The organism is Lacibacter luteus (assembly GCF_004118265.1).
GTDB classification, from domain to species: domain Bacteria; phylum Bacteroidota; class Bacteroidia; order Chitinophagales; family Chitinophagaceae; genus Lacibacter; species Lacibacter luteus.
The window spans coordinates 83,318-100,242 of the sequence record NZ_SDHW01000005.1; the positions used below are offsets into that span (position 1 = coordinate 83,318).

The window sequence follows — 16,925 nt, forward strand, 5'->3', positions numbered from 1 at the left end:
GGGGCAGTGTTGTTTTCTAACGAAGCGTGGTAAATTTCAAATGAGGCGTTTGTTTCATTCAATGTTAAAGTTGTTTATATCCATATTCGATCTTAAAGAAGTAAGTCGGATCCATTAAGTCCTTAACCTCTCGCTGAACGGGATAACCATCTTTATCAAAGGTCCAGTTATAGCGGAGGTCATACAGCAGCACATTGGTGGCTGAGTATCCTTTTTCACCTGAAGGCAACCAGGCACTTCGCCGACCAAAGACAGTAGCATGAGGCAATGTCCAATACATAGGATCGCCTTTGTATGGCATTGCGTTATCGTACATCATAGCGTAATGGCCATCAATTGCGTTATTCAGATACTTCTTAACTGATAGCAAGCGATCGTTTTCAATAGTGTAAAAGGCCTCGTACAAATAATTTGGTCGTGAGTATGTGTATTTAACCATGTAATTGTTTTTATCATACTCGTAAGCCAGTTCAGCAACTATCGTTCCTGCTGCATTTTTTTCCCATCCTTTCACAACCAAACCTCTTTCGTCCAGTTCAAAAACCTTGCTTGTGGTAGGAGCATTATTAAAATAATCCTGTTCAATGATTTTGTTTTTTTCAGGATAACTATAGGTTGTCTTTCCATTTTCGTAAGCATCGACTATGATCCTGTTCTGGTCATCGAAACTATAAGTGTTTGTTCTGGCTTTTCCATCACTATGAGTAATCTTGAAAGATGTCATTTGTTTTGATACTTTCTCAACTGGGTTACTTTGATTATCTTTTTTGCAGCTTGCAAAAGCAATTACTGCTGCAAGCAAAATGATAAAATGTTTCATGTGTTTTTCTTTAGTTGATTATTGTTTATTTAAATAGAAGGCGCCCTGGTTTGCAGTTCCGTTCACAACCCACACTCCTTTGATCTGTTTGTTTTCGTTAAGGAAGCCGCCTGATAATGTAGCTGTGTACTGTCCCTTATGATTGTAAGAAAGATCAAGCCCTTTTTTATCTGGCGTAAGAGCATAGGTGCCATCAAACTTGTCAACATTGGTCGTATCTGTTCCCAATACAAGCCCGTAAATACGAAGCGTGCCATCTTCTTTAAAAAGAATACTGAAATCGTTGATGTAGTTTGAAGCGTCGGTTCCCAGTTTGCCAATCCAGTAGCCTTTTACCATGGCATTCGGACTTTCAGGTGCAGGTTGTTTTTCTTTTTTGCAGGATGCTGCAGCAACAATTACCGCAAGCAATACAATTACTTTTTTCATGACTGATAATGTTTAACGTTGTGTGTTTTTTATTTTGTTAACAGCACAAAATTGAAAAGTAGCAGCAGCTGAAAAAAGTTTAAGCAGATGAGTGTGCTTTGGTTTGAAATGAAGCGGGTCAGTTCTTTAATGAACCAATTGATAGTTGACTGAAAATAAAAAAGCCCCATGCTGTTGCATGAGGCTGTCATGTGTTTTTGATCGATCAGTTTTCCTATGCGTTGATCATAACATCGGAAAGAATAGTATAACATTTTACCCAGGCTTGTTTTACATCGGGTGTATAATCACGCCCAAGACCCTGTTCCAATGTCCACAACAAAGCATCGCCCACAATTTTATATTGCTCCGGTTTTACACCATAGGCTACATGGCGTCTCGACATAGCTGCAATGTCATCTGTCAGTTCATCCAAATGGTCGAGCCTTGCAACAATGGTGCTGATCATATCCATCAGTTTCTGGTATTGCAGATTCATGTCTTTGGGAAACATTTTCCGCACCCCCGGATGATCAGTAAACAGTTTCCCATAAAAGGTATCGCCCACTATAACAGGATTTACATCCCTGAACAGCCGCCACGATCTTTTCACCAGCAAAATTTCCTCCTGCGTCATCAGTAACAATTCATTTAACGTTAATTAAAGTTCCATAATCTGCTCGTTGCAAAAAAGAAAAACTACCCGAAGTGTGGTAAATCTATATTGAAACGTAAAAAGCCCCGCCTGAGGCGGAGCTGCTTTATCTGTACCAAGAGAACCAACTATGCTCGTTGAGGGGTTTCCGCTACTGCATCAATCATAGCAGAAGAAAGTAACTGGTAACAGGCTGTCCATGCTTCTTTTACTTCCACCGTCCACAAAGCTGCCAACGCCTGCTCCAGTGTCCATAACAACGCACTGCCAACAATAGCGTAATGTTCTTCCTTTACACCATATTGCACATGGCGTTGTGCCAGCTGTTTAATATCGGTGAGGATCGTATCCAGCTTGTCAAGACGATTAATCACATAACCGATCATGGTCATGAGTTTTTTCGATTGCATGGGAATTGGCTCACGGAACATGGGACGCAGATGCGGCGCAGTATCAAGCAGGCGCTTATAAAAGATGCCACCTGCCACTACAGGATCAATACGCTCAACAACCGACCATGAATACTTTACCAGTTGAATATCACTTTGTGTCATACGATGTTTTTTTATGGTTATACAATTAATATTCTTGAAAGATCATCGGGACAATAGCGGATATGGATGGTATCGCCAATGCCCGGCTTTTGTTTTTTGTTGAGCAGTGTTTGCATGTGGCGATAAACAATTACTCCTTTTATTTTCAACATCACCCACATACGCAGCTGTACATAACCTAACAACTCATCCTGCTCTTCCACCATATCCAGTATCTGTGCTGTTGCCGGTACACCTGTGCGTAACAGGAAGCGCTGCCATTGCAACTGCTCATACAGCGTACGGCGGTTACTTTTCTTTACCATCCTGTTTATCCATTGTAGCAACATATCCCCGGTTTTACATGCAAATATTCAGTTGTAATGAAGCGGTTTAAAAATTTATCCAACCGAAGCGTATGGAATTTGAACTGAAGTGTAAGTGGGGAAAAAGCGAAAGAAGAGATATAACGGTTTGTTTCAATTCAACCACGTTTCATTTCAAACTAAGCCCTTCACATTCATTCATTTTTTTAACTGCGGTGTTCGTTTGCAAATTTTGACTCGTTAATCAAAACACTTACAAAAAAAATCAAGTAAAATGAAACAGTTAAACTTTGTATTGCTCATGCTTTTCTTTGCCTTAACCGTACATGCGCAAATACCCGATGCTATTAATTACCAGGCAGTGGCCCGCAATACCAGCGGACAAGCATTGGCAAACCAATCAATAAAAGTGCGGTTAAGCTTTGTACGTGGTACAACAACCTTATACAGCGAAACAAGAAATGTAACCACCAATGCACTCGGGTTGTTCAATGTACAAATTGGAAGTGCAGGTGCAACAAGTGCAAGCGGCGATTTTGCTGCTATCTATTGGCTCAATAACACACCTGCTATTATGCTGAAAGTTGAGCTGGATGTAAACAACAGTGGTGTGTTTACTGAAATGGGTACGCAAACATTAGCGACTGTGCCTTATGCATACGCTGCAAAAAAATCAATTGATGCAGTGAATCTTGGCGGACGATATGTTGATGATGTAACTGCACCAAATAACGGAGATGTGATGCTATGGAATGCTGCTGAAAATCGATGGAAGCCCGGGGTTGCTGCAACTGCTTCCTCCAGCGCTCCAACAATTACAAACCTTGCAGGATTTATTGCACCTATTGTACCTTCTGCACAATGGGCTTTTTTCCCATCTTCTGGAAATACAACAACAACAATTACAATTACCAAACCAACCACTATTGTTGCCAGTGCAACTGCGACACTTGGTCATAGCAACACAGGACAAACAGCTTTAGATGTATCAATAATGCCTGCCTACCAGCTAACTTCAGGTGCAGGCGGGATTGTTACAATTTTTAACCCGGGAAATTTTCCGGCTGCAAACATTGCCAATTTAAGAGTGCCCTTTTCTGCTTCCAGCAGCGTAACCTTAACAACACCCGGTACTTATAAAATAGGGTTTGCCATAAGGAACAATACATCGCTTACATTAAATAACAACGACTGGCTCAGTGGTTATATCATGATCTATCAATAATTATTTACTCATTAGCACATACACTATGCTTACAAAAATAAAAACTGCTATAGCCTTTATGATGCTGGTACTCCAGGTAAAAGCGCAGCAGTTAACACCGCAGGTGATCAATAGCGGAGGCAATAGTAAATCTGCAGGCAGCATTGTATTAGAAGATGCATTGGGAGGATTGGTTGTGTCAACGATTACTACACCCGGCACAATGTACACACAGGATTTTTTGCAGCCAGATGCAGGGATCACTTCGGTATTGCCTCCGTTCAATAACGTTGTGCTTAATACAGGAAGCGGAATTGATAATGCTGGCACAACATTTATCAATAAAAATGCAGGCATCCTTTTGGAGTTTACTTTAGGAGAAATGGCGAGCAAATCATACCAGCAAACCAACGCAATAGTAACGCAGGGAATTTTGCAACCTTACAATAATCTTGAAGGGCCGCTGCCTGTAGTTGGTTTGGAATTTAACGCCAAACGCATCAGCAACAGCAATGTGCAGCTCGATTGGAAAACGGTGCAGGAAATCGACAACAAAGGCTTTTCTATTGAGCGTAAGAAAGAAAACGAAACAAAGTTTGCACAACTTGGCTTTGTTCCATCAGCAGCAGCAAATGGCAACTCATCATTACCGTTAAACTACATGCATATTGATACCAACAGTTATGCAGGTAAAACTTACTATCGTTTAAAACAGGAAGATATTGATGGTAAATTTTTTTACTCGGTTGTTCGATTAGTAAACGGCAGTAATGCAAAACTGGTTGTACTGAAAGCATGGCCCATACCTGCAGTTGGCAACTTTAATGTTGTTGTGCAGGGAATTGCAAAACAGGAAACAGTGCAGTTGTTTGATGTTAATGGACGGCTGGTAAAATCGGTATTGGTAAACGATCAGATACCTGTTACCATCAACGGGCTAACGCCGGGCACGTACATCTTAAAACTTTCAAGTGATGGAGGTTTAGTTCAAAAAGTAATTGTGCAGTAATTGACGTAAAAGAAACAGCCATCGTTCAGAAGATGGCTGTTTCTTTTAAAAAATTGTAGCTCCAACTTAATACTTGTACGTTGTTACCCCTGTTGTACCATCGGAAACAAACTGTGTGATTATCTTGGTTACATCACCATCAGCATCACGTTCGTAACTATCTTTTGAATGCCAGGTAAGCACTCCAGCAGCATTGAATTCTTTTTCCTCTATGGGCAAATATTTCAACGGCTTGCCAAATAAGTTATGTGAATGCCAATAACCCCAGGCTGTAAAATGTTGCTTATTTTCCTTTGATGCATCAACAGTGTAAACCATTGAACCGGTTTGTGCTCCGTTATTAAATTTCTTGCCAGAAATCAACTTCCCGTTTTCGATCACATACTCACGACCATAGGAGCCGCCGTATGCCTGTGTAGAATGTTTAACAAGGTATCCTTCGCCATCGTAAGTGATGCTGGTATTTTCAAGCACGACTCCGCTTTTATCTTTTGTGATAATGGAAGTAATAAATCCTTTTTCGTTCAAGGTTGCTTCTATGGTACGTGCAATACTGTTGTCACTGTTACTTTTTTTGGTAACCATAAGCTTGGTGGCTGATTGGTACTCGAAAAAATAACTGTAGTCAGGCTCAATGCATGAACTGATCCTTCCGCTATTATCATATGTGTACTTAGAAACATCGTCCAATACGTTATCATACATATAATCTACCTGAACAAATTTTTTCCCTGCTTTCGGATTAACAAGTGATGGAGTTACAGTTACGTCTTTCCTGCATGATGTAATTGTAAGCAGGAAAAGAATTACTGCTGTTACTGTTTGTAGTGCTTTCATTGCGTTTGCTTTAATTGATGAGTGTTTTTTGTTTTGCTGCACAAAAATGCACTCACGCAGACAGCCTTTAAAATGCAGTTAGCTTAAACGGATAAACTAAGTGGTGAAGTGATGAAAAGAAGCAACAAAGAGTTTTATCTGTCCAGCCATTTTTTAAATTCCGGGCTTTTCAACCGGCTCATATCAATTTCCAGTTTATGATTGGGTTCTTTTAGCTTAATGATAAGCTTTGAATTTTCAACCGGCTTTACTGATTGAATAGATTCGATGTTGATGATGAACTGCCTGTTTGCCCGGTAAAACAGGTGAGGATCGAGCAGTTCTTCCACTTCTTCCAGTGTTACATAATCAATGATGTATTTCTCGCCATTAAGCAGGTAAATGTAATTCAGCACTTCTTTCGAAAAACAGGCAATATCACTTGCATTAATAGGCATCCATTGATTACGCACATTCACAATAAATTTCTCTTTGTATTTTGATGCAGCTGACGGGTTGGCAATTGACTGAAGCAGTGCAGCAAAATCAGCTGCAGGCTTTTCATTTTTCTTCCGGAGTTTTCTGCATTTCTCAATTGCATCTGCCAATTCCTTCTCCTTTACAGGCTTCAGCAAATAATCAACACTGTTTACTTTAAATGCACGGATGGCATACTCATCATAAGCCGTGGTAAAAATCACGGGACAGGTAAGACTAAAATCATTGAAGATATCAAAGCTTACGCCATCGCTCAATTGTATGTCCATAAATAAAAGATCGGGCTCAGCATTTTCACCAAGCCATTTACGTGCAGTTTTCAAACTCGAAAGCACCTGCGTTATTTCCACATCTGGCGCAACTTTTTTAATCTTGTTCTCCAGTACATTGGCAATGATCTCTTCATCTTCAATTATTACTGCTTTCATAATTTTATTTTTAAATAAGAGGAACTTTTATCAGGAAATAATTATCTGTTTCTTCAATCACCACGGGCAAATTGCTCAGGTAGCGGTAAAGTGTTGTAAACTGTGCCAGCCCTTTTTTATTCGACGTTTCTACCACATGCTTCAACTGCAAATTGTTTTTTACAACAACATAATCGTCTTCAATAAAAATATTGATCACAAGCGGGGTGGTTACATCAATAACATTATGCTTGATGGCGTTTTCAATAAGATTCTGCAGTGTAACCGGTGCGATCTTATAATGAAAATATTCGTCCGGCACATTCATATTTATCTGCAACCCTTTTTTAAATCTTGTTTGCTGCATGTTAATATAGAGTTGCACAAACTCAATTTCATCTTTCAGAAACACGGTTTCGGTATCACCATTCTTTAAAATATACCTGTATATGCCCGACATCTGCTCAAGAAAATCGCCTGCCACCTGCTGATTAGTTTCAATAAGACCCGATAAAGAAGTAAGCGAATTAAAGAGGAAGTGCGGATTCAATTGCTGTTTCAGGCTTTCATACATCACCATTGTTTTTTCTTTCTCCAGCAACTGGGCTTTGCTTTTCAGCTGGTACAATTGGCGCTGCTGCTTTGTACGATATTTATACAGCGCATAGAAAAAAGAGGCGATCAATAATAACAATGCTATCCTGAAGAGATTTGTTTTATAAAAAACAGTTGCCAGTTTAATGGAAACTGTTTTGGCAACTACTTTATCCCAGTTACCATTGCCAACCATGGCCTTATATAAAAAAGTGTATTCAGCACCCGGCACGTTGGTATAAACAGCTTTGGGATCTTGTGTATAATGCCATTCTTTTTCAAATCCGTCGAGCTTGTAAGCAAACCATGTTTGTGAGGGGCTACGATAATTCAATGCAACAAGATTGAATGTAAATGAATTTTCATGCGGCTTTAACTTCAACACAGGATCTTCATCACCTTCTTTTATTGAATTATATGACTTGTCAAAAATGGAATAGCCCGAAATATAAAAAAGCAGACTTTGTGTTTCTTCTTTATATGCTAATGGATCGAAACGTATAAAACCATTGTACGATGGTAAGATGATGTCGCCATTGGCAGCCGTAATACCTGCATGCTCAGGAAAACCAATGGAGGGGAGTCCATCGTTGATCGTGAAATTTGTCAGACGTTTTCTATCGGGGTGCAGCATGGCCATTCCGCCATTTACACCAACCCAAACTCTGTTGAGACTGTCAACAACAAGTGGCGCCGTCATATTACCGGCCAATCCGTTTTTATTATTAAACGAAATAAACCTGTTGCGTTCTACATCAATACCGGTAATACCATTGAAGCTGGTTACCCAAATCACGCCATCCTTATCTTCTTTAATATCTACCACCTGGTTGCCAATAAGTCCTTTGTTCATTGTATCGGAAGCAACATAGTGTTTTGTTTGCCCAGTTCGTTTATTCAACATGACCACACCTTTTCGGGAAAACGAGATCCATAGTCTGTTCTTACTATCCTCCAATACGTACGATGTTGGTGAAAACCCTTTGTATTTTTTTAGTTGAGGATGAACACTGATGTTGTAAAATTTCTTTTCAGCAAGCGAATACCAATACAGCGATGCTGAATCGTTTGTACAAAACCAGATATTACCACTTCGGTCTTTGTTGATAGAGTTATAAAAACTACCTGGTAATTTTTTTTCATCAACCATCTCCATCTTTCCCGTTGCATGATCATAATAGTTTACGCCGGATGCTGTACCAATCCAGATATTATTCTCATCATCACATAACATAGAACGCACAACGTTATTACCAATAACAGGCGTTTTGTTTTCATCGTTTCGCCAAACAGAATAATTCTTTGTTTTGATATTGTATTTTGTTACACCATCATGGTTTCCCATCCACAGGTTGCCATCTTTGTCTTCAGCTACCGCTCTGCCTGTACGTCTTGCACGCTCATCGAGCCTGTCGGGAAATGGAAAAACGGCAGTAAACAAATTCTGATCCGGTTCAAAATAATTAACACCGGTAACATCACAACCCAGCCAGATAATACCGGTATTGTCCTGGAAAATGCTGCGATATGTATTGCCGGATGGGCCTGACGGAAAGTTGCTGTTATACAAATGTTTTACAAAGCTATCGGTTGAGGGTTGGTATTGCATTAAACCATCAATGGCAGTTATTACCCAAACTCTGTCTTTATTATCAACCATTACAGCAATTACATTCAACGGTTGTGTATTAAGTTGAGCAGTTGAGTATTGATCGTAGATCGTAAGTTTTTTAAGATCGGCACTAAGCTTTACCAATTTAATTTCACTGTAGGTAGTCATCCAAATATTTCCTGCATGATCGGGGCGTACGGATATAACGGGCATGTTTGCCATTGCAGGAATGGAAACAAGATTCGACTTGCCTGTTAAAGCATCCATTATAACCAAACCTTTATTTGTGCCTAACAGCAAGCGGCTATTGGAAAAATAAACATCATTGATAGCATTGTTTTGCAAAGCAGAGTCGGCCATATTTTTTGACACTGCATAATTAAATGCCGTATTGCTGTTATAGTTATACCTGAACAATCCTTTTCTTGTTCCAACCAAAAGAATGCTATCGTTAATACTGGCAATACTGGTGATGAAAATACTTTTAAAGGCTTCAATTTTTCGAAAGCCTGCAGTTTTAAAATCATATTCCATTAACCCGGTTTCACAGCCAATCCAGAATCTTCCTTTCTTATCTGAATGCATACAACGTGGCTGGCTGCCGTATGGAGACTGTGGATTGCCAGGTAAATTGGTAAACTGTTTTACTGTCTTTCCGTCGAACCTGTTCAAAGCAGCAATTGTACCAATCCATATAAAACCAAACTTATCCTGACCAACACACCGTGCAGTACCATCGTGCAAACCATTTTGCAGATCAAGCTTATGAAAATTCAAGGAGGTCTGTTGTGCAGACACATACAGGCAGCAGAAGAACGACAGAACTATCAGCAGTTGTTTTACAAGTTGTTTCGGTATGCTCATAACAATACAGGAAAGCTAAATAAAACAGGCGGTGTTTACAAGTTTGAGAGAGCGATATGCCGAAAAATGAATTGAACTGCATAAAAACCAAAACGAGCTGCAGCATACCTGAAACGAACGATGCATCTTTCTTTTAAACCCGTTTTTTTACACGGTTTGGCTGTCTGCATTTTATTTGAAAACAACATCACATCGCTAAAGAAAATTGTCACATCAACTGCATAAACTTTTAAACAGGTAATTACTTTTTCATTTTTGATCTGCAAACAAAAAACAAACACCAATTACTAAAAAGTATTAAACCAAACTAAAATGAAAAAGTTATTTCTGCTTTGTTCACTAATTACAGTTGCCTTTTTTACACAGGCACAAAATGTAGCGATCAACAACGATGGCAGTTCAGCAACAGCCAGCGCTCTGTTAGATGTAAAGAGCACAACAAAAGGTTTTATGATGCCACGCATGACATCAGCTCAGCGTGCTGCTGTTCAAAACCCTGCACTTGGCTTGCTGGTATTTGATACCGATACAAAAACCATTTGGGTATACGACGGTAACACTTGGAAAAACTTATATACAAGTGGCGGCCTTGCACTTCCGTATACACAGAGTATAAATTTAGCTACACCCGGATTTCTTGTAAACAATAATGGAACCGGTGCTGGTATTGAAGCTACTTCATCAAATGAATTTGGTATGGCGCTCAGTGCAAAAACAACAGGGGCATTCGGTTGGGGATTGTTTGGTTATTCAAACAGACCCGGTGCAAAAACAATCAATGCTTTTACTGATAGCGGTACTGTTTTTCATGGTGAGAATAATTATGTAAGTAATACCAATACGTTAATGAACCTGCTTAACCGTGGTTTGGCAAAAACATTGAGTGTGCAACTTTCAAACACAAGTTCAACATCACCCAATATGCAAGTAGCAGGTAATAACCTTGCTGAGCAACTAATGATCTACCAAACAAATACGGCCAACACAAAAGATGCGGTATTGGTTAACAACTCCGGTTCAGGAGCAGGTGTGCACGCTATTTCAACAAAAGGCGCAGGTATTAAAGGTGAATCATCGGCTAATGGATACGATGGTGTGCATGGTGTACACTCAGGTGGAGTAGGTGTAAGGGGTGAAGCTATTTCAGGAACAGGTGTAATTGGGTACAGCACTTCAGGAACAGGTTTGGCTGCAAGCAGTATTTCCGGTACCGGTATTTATGCAAACAGCATTTCAGGTTTAGCGCTGAATGTAAATGGTAATATTAAAATCGCAGGCGGTAATACAACTCCAGGCGAAGGCAAAGTATTAACAAGCGATGCAAATGGTAATGCAACCTGGCAAACGCTTCCTCCTCCTCCGGCAGCTGTTCCAAAAATTGCTTTCAGAGCAGCAGGCATGGCTGATCCTACCGGTGTAGATAATATGATTCCATCTTCGCCTCCCGGTGAATACGCCATCAGAAAAAAAGTAGATTTTGCTTCTATAGGTTATGATATTGGTGGTGTATATACTTTATACAACGGAAGCAATGAAAATACTGCCAGTAAGTTTTCAGTACCACTGAACGGTCTTTACCATTTTGATGCACAATTCGAATTCATGTTTGCCATTACGTTTGATTTCAGAGAAATTGAAATATCGATCATGGTGCAACGTGGTACAGAAACATTTGAAATGGCAAGAGGTGGGGCTTATGTAAATAGTGTTGATAATACAGTAGCCAGTGTAAGTACCGATTTAACTTTACTTGCAGGCGACAAAGTATATGTAGCTGCACGTCAATATAATTTAAGTTCATTGCCTTCACCATTTGTAAGTTCAGTTTATTCAAACTTCTTCAGTGGACATCTTGTGTTTCCTTTCTAATAACAGCGCCTAATTATATTTTATGAAACATTACATCACTCTGTTGCTCTTGCTCCTCATGTATGAGCGAACAAGTGCACAACTGAAAATAGAAACGGGTGCCAATTGGGTCATCAGTGGCAACCCATCGGTTGTATTGCAGGATATGAACCTGGTAAATGATGGAGCCATTACTGCCGGAACCGGAACCTTCAAATTCACGGGGCTTCAAAGCTCTACCATCGCCGGCAGCAGTGCATCCGGATTTTATTTACTGGAAATAGTTAAAACAAATAATTCAAAAATTTTACTTGGTAATAACATCAATGTCAATCACTCGATCAACTTTATATCAGGTGAGTTAGATATGAACGGCAGAAATATTTTTCTTGCTTCATCTGCTTACCTCAATAATGAAACTGAGTTAAACAGGATTACCGGTATAAACGGCGGTTATGTACAGATCATTCAAAACATGAATTCGCCGGTACAAATTAATCCGGGAAATCTCGGCGCCATTATTACAAGTCCGGTTAACCTCGGTTCGGTTACCATCCGCAGGGGGCACACAGCACAAAGCGGTACCGGTATTACAGGAAGCATCAACCGTTATTACTCGATAGTTCCTGCAAACAACAGTAACATCAACGCAACGGCAAGGTTAAGTTATTTTGATGCTGAATTAAATGCACAAACAGAAACTAATCTTGTTATCTATCAAAGTACAAATGGTGGAACCAATTGGAATAATCTATCGAGAACGATCACCAATACAGTTTCAAATTATGTTGAGAAAAATGCAATAGCAAGTTTGGCACTGCAAACGCTGGGCAACGATAATGGAAATGTTAGTGTAGTAACCGGGCTTACATTTAGCGGCAGCAGAAAGAAAGCATCCGATGTGCAGTTGAAATGGACAACGCAAACCGAAACAAACATGAGCGGTTTCCAGGTGCAACGCAAACTTGACAATGAAGTTGATTTTACTGACAAAACATTTATCACTTCACAAGCGGTGGGTGGTAACAGCAGCTCTACATTATCCTATCAAACAACAGATGCAAATGCTTATGCCGGGATGTCTTATTACCGTTTGAAAATTGTTGATAAAGCAAATAACGTCAGCTACTCTCCAATCATCAGCGTTGCGGGAAAAACAACAAAGGGCAATGGTGGCGGTGGTCCTGGAAACAATCGCATGATGGATGAAGAAGAAACAGAAACAATGAAAGTTACTGTTGGTCCAAATCCTAACAATGGCAACTTCTGGTTTGTGGTGAGTGGTATTGAAAAAGAAACAGCTGCTACACTCTTTACATTAGATGGAAAAGTGTTGAAACAATTTAAAGTGTTCAATATGCAGCAGGAAAAAATAAATGGATTAAGAGCCGGAGTTTATATTTTGAAAGTACAAGGATCAGAAACCGTAAGAATTGTGGTACAATAAAAGCAACCCAAAATCCTGTCTATAAAAAAGCACTCATTCTATTGAGTGCTTTTTATTTATCGGTCTAACCATTTTTTAAATACGGGTGCTTTTTCCCGGCTCATATCAATTTCAAATTTGTGATTGGGATCTTTTAAACGAATGGTAAGCTTGGAATTTTCCATGGGCTTTACTGTTTGCACTGCATCAATATTAATGATGTACTGGCGGTTGGCACGGTAGAACCTGTTGGGATCAAGTACTTCTTCCACATCATCCAATGTAGAAAAATCGAGCATATAACGTTCACCGTTGAAGAGATAGATATAGTTGAGTGTTTCTTTTGTAAAGCAGGCAATATCACTGGTGTTTACCGGCATCCACTGGTTCCTGATGTTGACAATAAATTTCTCTTTGTACTTCTGTATCTGTTGTTGCGGATTGGCCAAAGCCTTCATCAGTTCGGTAAAATCAGCAATAACAGGATTTCGTTTTTCAATAATGGCTTTGCACTTATCAATTGCCCGGCGCAGTTCTTCTTCATCAACAGGCTTCAGCAAATAGTCAACGCCATTTACTTTAAATGCACGGATGGCATATTCATCATAAGCAGTGGTAAATACAATGGGACAGTTGAGTTTAAAATGTTCCAGCAGTTCAAAACTCACGCCATCGCTTAGTTGAATATCCATAAACAGCAGATCGGGTTCTGCATTGTTCAGAAACCATTTCTTTGCCACTTTCAGGCTGGGAATGATCTCAACAATCTCTACCGATGGATCAACATTCCGGATCTTGTTCTGCAAAACTTTGGCAATAATTTCTTCATCTTCTATAATAACTGCTTTCATATAACTATTTTAATGTGATCAGATCAAAGGAATACGAATAACAAACTCAGTGCTGTTTTCTTCTATCTGTACAGGTCGGCGACAGAGATAGTGATACAAAGATTGCAAACTTGCAAGCCCTTGCTTATTGGATGTTTCCACCATGTTTTTCTTTTGCAGGTTGTTTGATACATGCAGGTATCCATCGCTTGTTGTAATGGTTATGATCAGTGGTGTGTCAAGATCAATTACATTATGCTTCATGGCATTCTCTACCAGGTTCTGCAATGTAACAGGTGCAATTTTTTTATGCAGCTCATCTTCATCCACATTTATTTTTACCTGCAAGCCTTCTTTAAATCTTGTTTTTTGCAGGTTGATATAGGTTTGTACAAACGCTAACTCTTCACGTAAGCTTACCAGCTCAGCATCTCTGTTCTTTAAAATATACCGATAGATCTTCGACATCTGTTCCAGAAAATTGCCGGCCATCTTCTGATCGGTTTCAATTAAGCCCGACAGTGATGTGAGTGAATTAAAAAGAAAATGTGGATTTAATTGTTGCTTCAGACTTTCATACATCACCATCACCTTTTCTTTTTCCAGCAGTTGTGCTTTACCCTGTAACTGTAATAATTTTTCCTGCTGATGAATACGGTAACGGTATACGGCATAACCTGTTGCCAGTAAGGTTAAGAACAGTAACAACCGAAACCACCATGTTTTATAAAACACCGTGTCGATATGAATTGCAATTGTTTGTTCTGTGCAATTCCATTCTATACGGTCGTCAGATGCTTTTACACGAAACGTATAATTGCCACCTGGCAGTTTTGTATAATCAGCAAAACGGTTTTGTGTGTACTTCCAGTCGTCATCAACGCCATCTAGTTTGTAAGCATACCAGGTGCCCGATGCATTTTGGTAATTAATGGCTGCAAAACCAATGCTGAAAAAGTTTTCATCGTACTTCAAATCAATTTTATTCTGCAACAACGGTTGTTCCTCCTTGCCTGATAATGTAAATGAAGTAAAATAGGGAACCAGTTGATTGTGCTCCTTCGTGAAATTCTTTGGCGAAAAACGAACAAACCCATTTTGCGTTGGCATCATAATATCGCCCCCTGCTAGCAAGGAAGCAGCATGCTCCGGAAATTCAACAGAAGGCAACCCATGTTGTAAACCAAAGGAAGTAAAATAAGTACGGCTGCTGTCGAGCATCATCAAGCCACTGCCTGTGCCCATCCATAAACGATTCCATGCATCAACCGCCAGTGCACTAATACTGTTATTGATGAGCCCGTTTTTGTGATTGTAATTCCTGATGCTGAAGTTAACCGGATCAATAGCCGTTAAACCGGTAAACGTACTGATCCATATAATCCCTTTTTTATCTTCCGTTATATCCACAACAGAGCTTCCTGCTATGCCATTTTTTCCTGTAGTAGAAGCTTGCCACTTGTATGATTTTTTTGTTGCAGGATCGTACATGCCCGCACCGGTTCCATTAAAGCCGAGCCAGTACCTTCCCTTACTGTCTTGAAAAATTTTTCGTCCACCATTTCCTGCAAACACATGTAAACCGGGAAATGATTTTATGCTGTGGAATTTCTTTTCACTTGTGTTGTAGTAATAAAATCCATCACCATCTCTGCTGGAGAACCAGAAATTTCCTGCACGATCTTTATCTGCTGAAAAAAAGAAGAAAGCAGGAATGGAATCTTTCGATGTGTAAAAGATCATCCTGTTTTCCTTTTGCAGATATTGATTAATACCTCTGCCGGTAGCAATCCAGATGTTGTTTTCATCATCACATAAAATACCACGAACGGAATTGTAATGAAGCATGTCTGTTCTGCCTTCTCTGTTGTTCCATTCTTTGTATTCATTTGTTACAGGGTCGTATCGCACCACACCATCTATTGTACCCAGCCAGAGTTTGCCATTCAGATCTTCTGTTGCAATCCTTGCTACACGACGGTTACGGATATCCTGTTCTGTATTGAATGCCGGTATTATCTGAAAAAGATTTCTATCAGGATCAAAATAGTTCACACCATTATTTCCGCCAACCCACATCGTACCATCCCTATCGGCGTAAACAGATGTGTGCAGGTTGGTGGATGGCGTCCACACTTTTAAAGGATCATGCAAAAAGCGGTCGAAGCTGTTTTTTTGTTCGTTATACAACAACAAACCATCGAGCTGTGTGGTGAGCCACACTCTTCCTTTATGATCTGTAAGCAGTGAAGTAATGTTTACCAGTGTGTTTTTGCCCGATTCGAAATACTGATCGTATGTTTCATAACGTTGCAGATCGGGTGAGAATTTAAGCGGAGAATTTTTGCCATTTGCTATGATCCAGAAATGATGTTGTTTGTCGATGGCTACTGAAGAAATACCAACGCCTTCAAGCAACGGGATCGAACGCTTCGTTATCCGTTCTGTTTTTATATCAAACTCAAATAGTCCTTTGTTCGATGCAATAAAAAGAAGACTGTTCAGCCGCTCAATATTATTTGTTCTCAGTTTGTAACTGCTGTCAGCATAATTCCGGTAAAACACTGCTTTTTTTGTAAGCGGGTTATACTTTACCAGTCCCTTATGTGTACCGAGAAAAACAGTTGTTTTATTCACCGGAATAATTTGTGTAACCCATACATTCTCCAATGCTTTTATTGCGGTAAACCGATCGGAGGCTTCATTGTATTCCAACATGCCATCTTCAAGACCAACAAGAAAACCTCCGCTGCTGTCGGCCGACATCACTCTTGATAATGAAGTGGGGAAAGAAGTGCTGTCGCCTGCTATATGGCTGTAACTTTTAACTGCAAATCCATCAAAACGGTTAAGGCCAACACGTGTAGAGAACCACATAAAACCTTTACTATCCTGCGCAACAGCCATAATGCCGCCATCATTTAAGCCATCCGCCACCGTTAGTTTCCTGAAAAAGAAACGGCTTTGCTGAGCAATGGGTGCAGTTAGCAGAACAAACAATGCAAAAAGAGTAAGCAGGAGTTTCATGTATCCTCAAATTTATTACTCCTGTTGTGAAAAGAAAATTTATGCTTA

Annotated in this window: 14 protein-coding genes; 4 read left to right on the forward strand and 10 right to left on the reverse strand. The window is 39.8% G+C overall.

Annotated features, from left to right (window positions below; all coding sequences use genetic code 11):
- Positions 1–64: 64 nt before the first annotated feature.
- The 5 genes from ESA94_RS15365 to ESA94_RS15385 all read right to left on the reverse strand — a co-directional run bounded on the left by ESA94_RS15365 (position 65) and on the right by ESA94_RS15385 (position 2,766).
- Positions 65–820 carry a DUF4595 domain-containing protein gene (locus ESA94_RS15365; RefSeq protein WP_129131824.1) on the reverse strand — a complete coding sequence of 252 codons (756 nt, stop codon included), beginning with the start codon at positions 818–820 and terminating at the stop codon, positions 65–67.
- Between the two features lie 18 nt (positions 821–838).
- Complete coding sequence (locus tag ESA94_RS15370) at positions 839–1,249, reverse strand: hypothetical protein (protein WP_129131825.1); 411 nt, start codon at positions 1,247–1,249, stop codon at positions 839–841.
- 214 nt (positions 1,250–1,463) lie between these two features.
- Positions 1,464–1,865, reverse strand: coding sequence for a globin domain-containing protein (locus tag ESA94_RS15375; protein ID WP_129131826.1), 402 nt, complete (start codon positions 1,863–1,865; stop codon positions 1,464–1,466).
- A gap of 146 nt (positions 1,866–2,011) precedes the next feature.
- The gene (locus ESA94_RS15380) at positions 2,012–2,437 is read right to left on the reverse strand and encodes a globin domain-containing protein (protein WP_129131827.1); all 426 of its coding nucleotides are present in this window, start codon (positions 2,435–2,437) and stop codon (positions 2,012–2,014) included.
- A 17-nt stretch (positions 2,438–2,454) separates the two neighbouring features.
- Positions 2,455–2,766, reverse strand: coding sequence for a hypothetical protein (locus ESA94_RS15385; protein WP_129131828.1), 312 nt, complete (start codon positions 2,764–2,766; stop codon positions 2,455–2,457).
- Between the two features lie 250 nt (positions 2,767–3,016).
- Between ESA94_RS15385 and ESA94_RS15390 the strand changes: the two genes are divergently transcribed.
- A complete protein-coding gene (locus tag ESA94_RS15390) occupies positions 3,017–3,967 on the forward strand; it encodes a hypothetical protein (RefSeq protein ID WP_129131829.1) in 951 nt (316 codons plus the stop codon).
- A 58-nt stretch (positions 3,968–4,025) separates the two neighbouring features.
- Complete coding sequence (locus tag ESA94_RS15395) at positions 4,026–4,955, forward strand: T9SS type A sorting domain-containing protein (protein WP_164972759.1); 930 nt, start codon at positions 4,026–4,028, stop codon at positions 4,953–4,955.
- Between the two features lie 66 nt (positions 4,956–5,021).
- Here ESA94_RS15395 and ESA94_RS15400 read toward each other — a convergent pair whose 3' ends face one another.
- The 3 genes from ESA94_RS15400 to ESA94_RS15410 form a co-directional block, all read right to left on the reverse strand.
- On the reverse strand, positions 5,022–5,792 hold the full coding sequence (locus tag ESA94_RS15400) for a hypothetical protein (protein ID WP_129131831.1): 771 nt from the start codon (positions 5,790–5,792) through the stop codon (positions 5,022–5,024).
- A gap of 134 nt (positions 5,793–5,926) precedes the next feature.
- Positions 5,927–6,697, reverse strand: a complete 771-nt coding sequence (locus tag ESA94_RS15405) for a LytR/AlgR family response regulator transcription factor (RefSeq protein WP_129131832.1) — start codon at positions 6,695–6,697, stop codon at positions 5,927–5,929.
- 10 nt (positions 6,698–6,707) lie between these two features.
- Positions 6,708–9,659 carry a ligand-binding sensor domain-containing protein gene (locus ESA94_RS15410; RefSeq protein ID WP_164972760.1) on the reverse strand — a complete coding sequence of 984 codons (2,952 nt, stop codon included), beginning with the start codon at positions 9,657–9,659 and terminating at the stop codon, positions 6,708–6,710.
- A 399-nt stretch (positions 9,660–10,058) separates the two neighbouring features.
- Between ESA94_RS15410 and ESA94_RS15415 the strand changes: the two genes are divergently transcribed.
- Positions 10,059–11,615 (forward strand): complement C1q domain-containing protein, encoded by a 1,557-nt coding sequence (locus tag ESA94_RS15415; protein ID WP_129131834.1) that lies wholly within the window; start codon positions 10,059–10,061, stop codon positions 11,613–11,615.
- Between the two features lie 22 nt (positions 11,616–11,637).
- Entirely contained in the window at positions 11,638–13,041 is a 1,404-nt protein-coding gene (locus ESA94_RS15420) for a T9SS type A sorting domain-containing protein (RefSeq protein WP_129131835.1), read from the forward strand.
- A 56-nt stretch (positions 13,042–13,097) separates the two neighbouring features.
- Here ESA94_RS15420 and ESA94_RS15425 read toward each other — a convergent pair whose 3' ends face one another.
- Both ESA94_RS15425 and ESA94_RS15430 read right to left on the reverse strand, forming a co-directional pair.
- Positions 13,098–13,871 carry a LytR/AlgR family response regulator transcription factor gene (locus ESA94_RS15425; RefSeq protein WP_129131836.1) on the reverse strand — a complete coding sequence of 258 codons (774 nt, stop codon included), beginning with the start codon at positions 13,869–13,871 and terminating at the stop codon, positions 13,098–13,100.
- Between the two features lie 18 nt (positions 13,872–13,889).
- The gene (locus tag ESA94_RS15430; protein WP_129131837.1) at positions 13,890–16,877 is read right to left on the reverse strand and encodes a ligand-binding sensor domain-containing protein; all 2,988 of its coding nucleotides are present in this window, start codon (positions 16,875–16,877) and stop codon (positions 13,890–13,892) included.
- Positions 16,878–16,925: the final 48 nt, after the last annotated feature.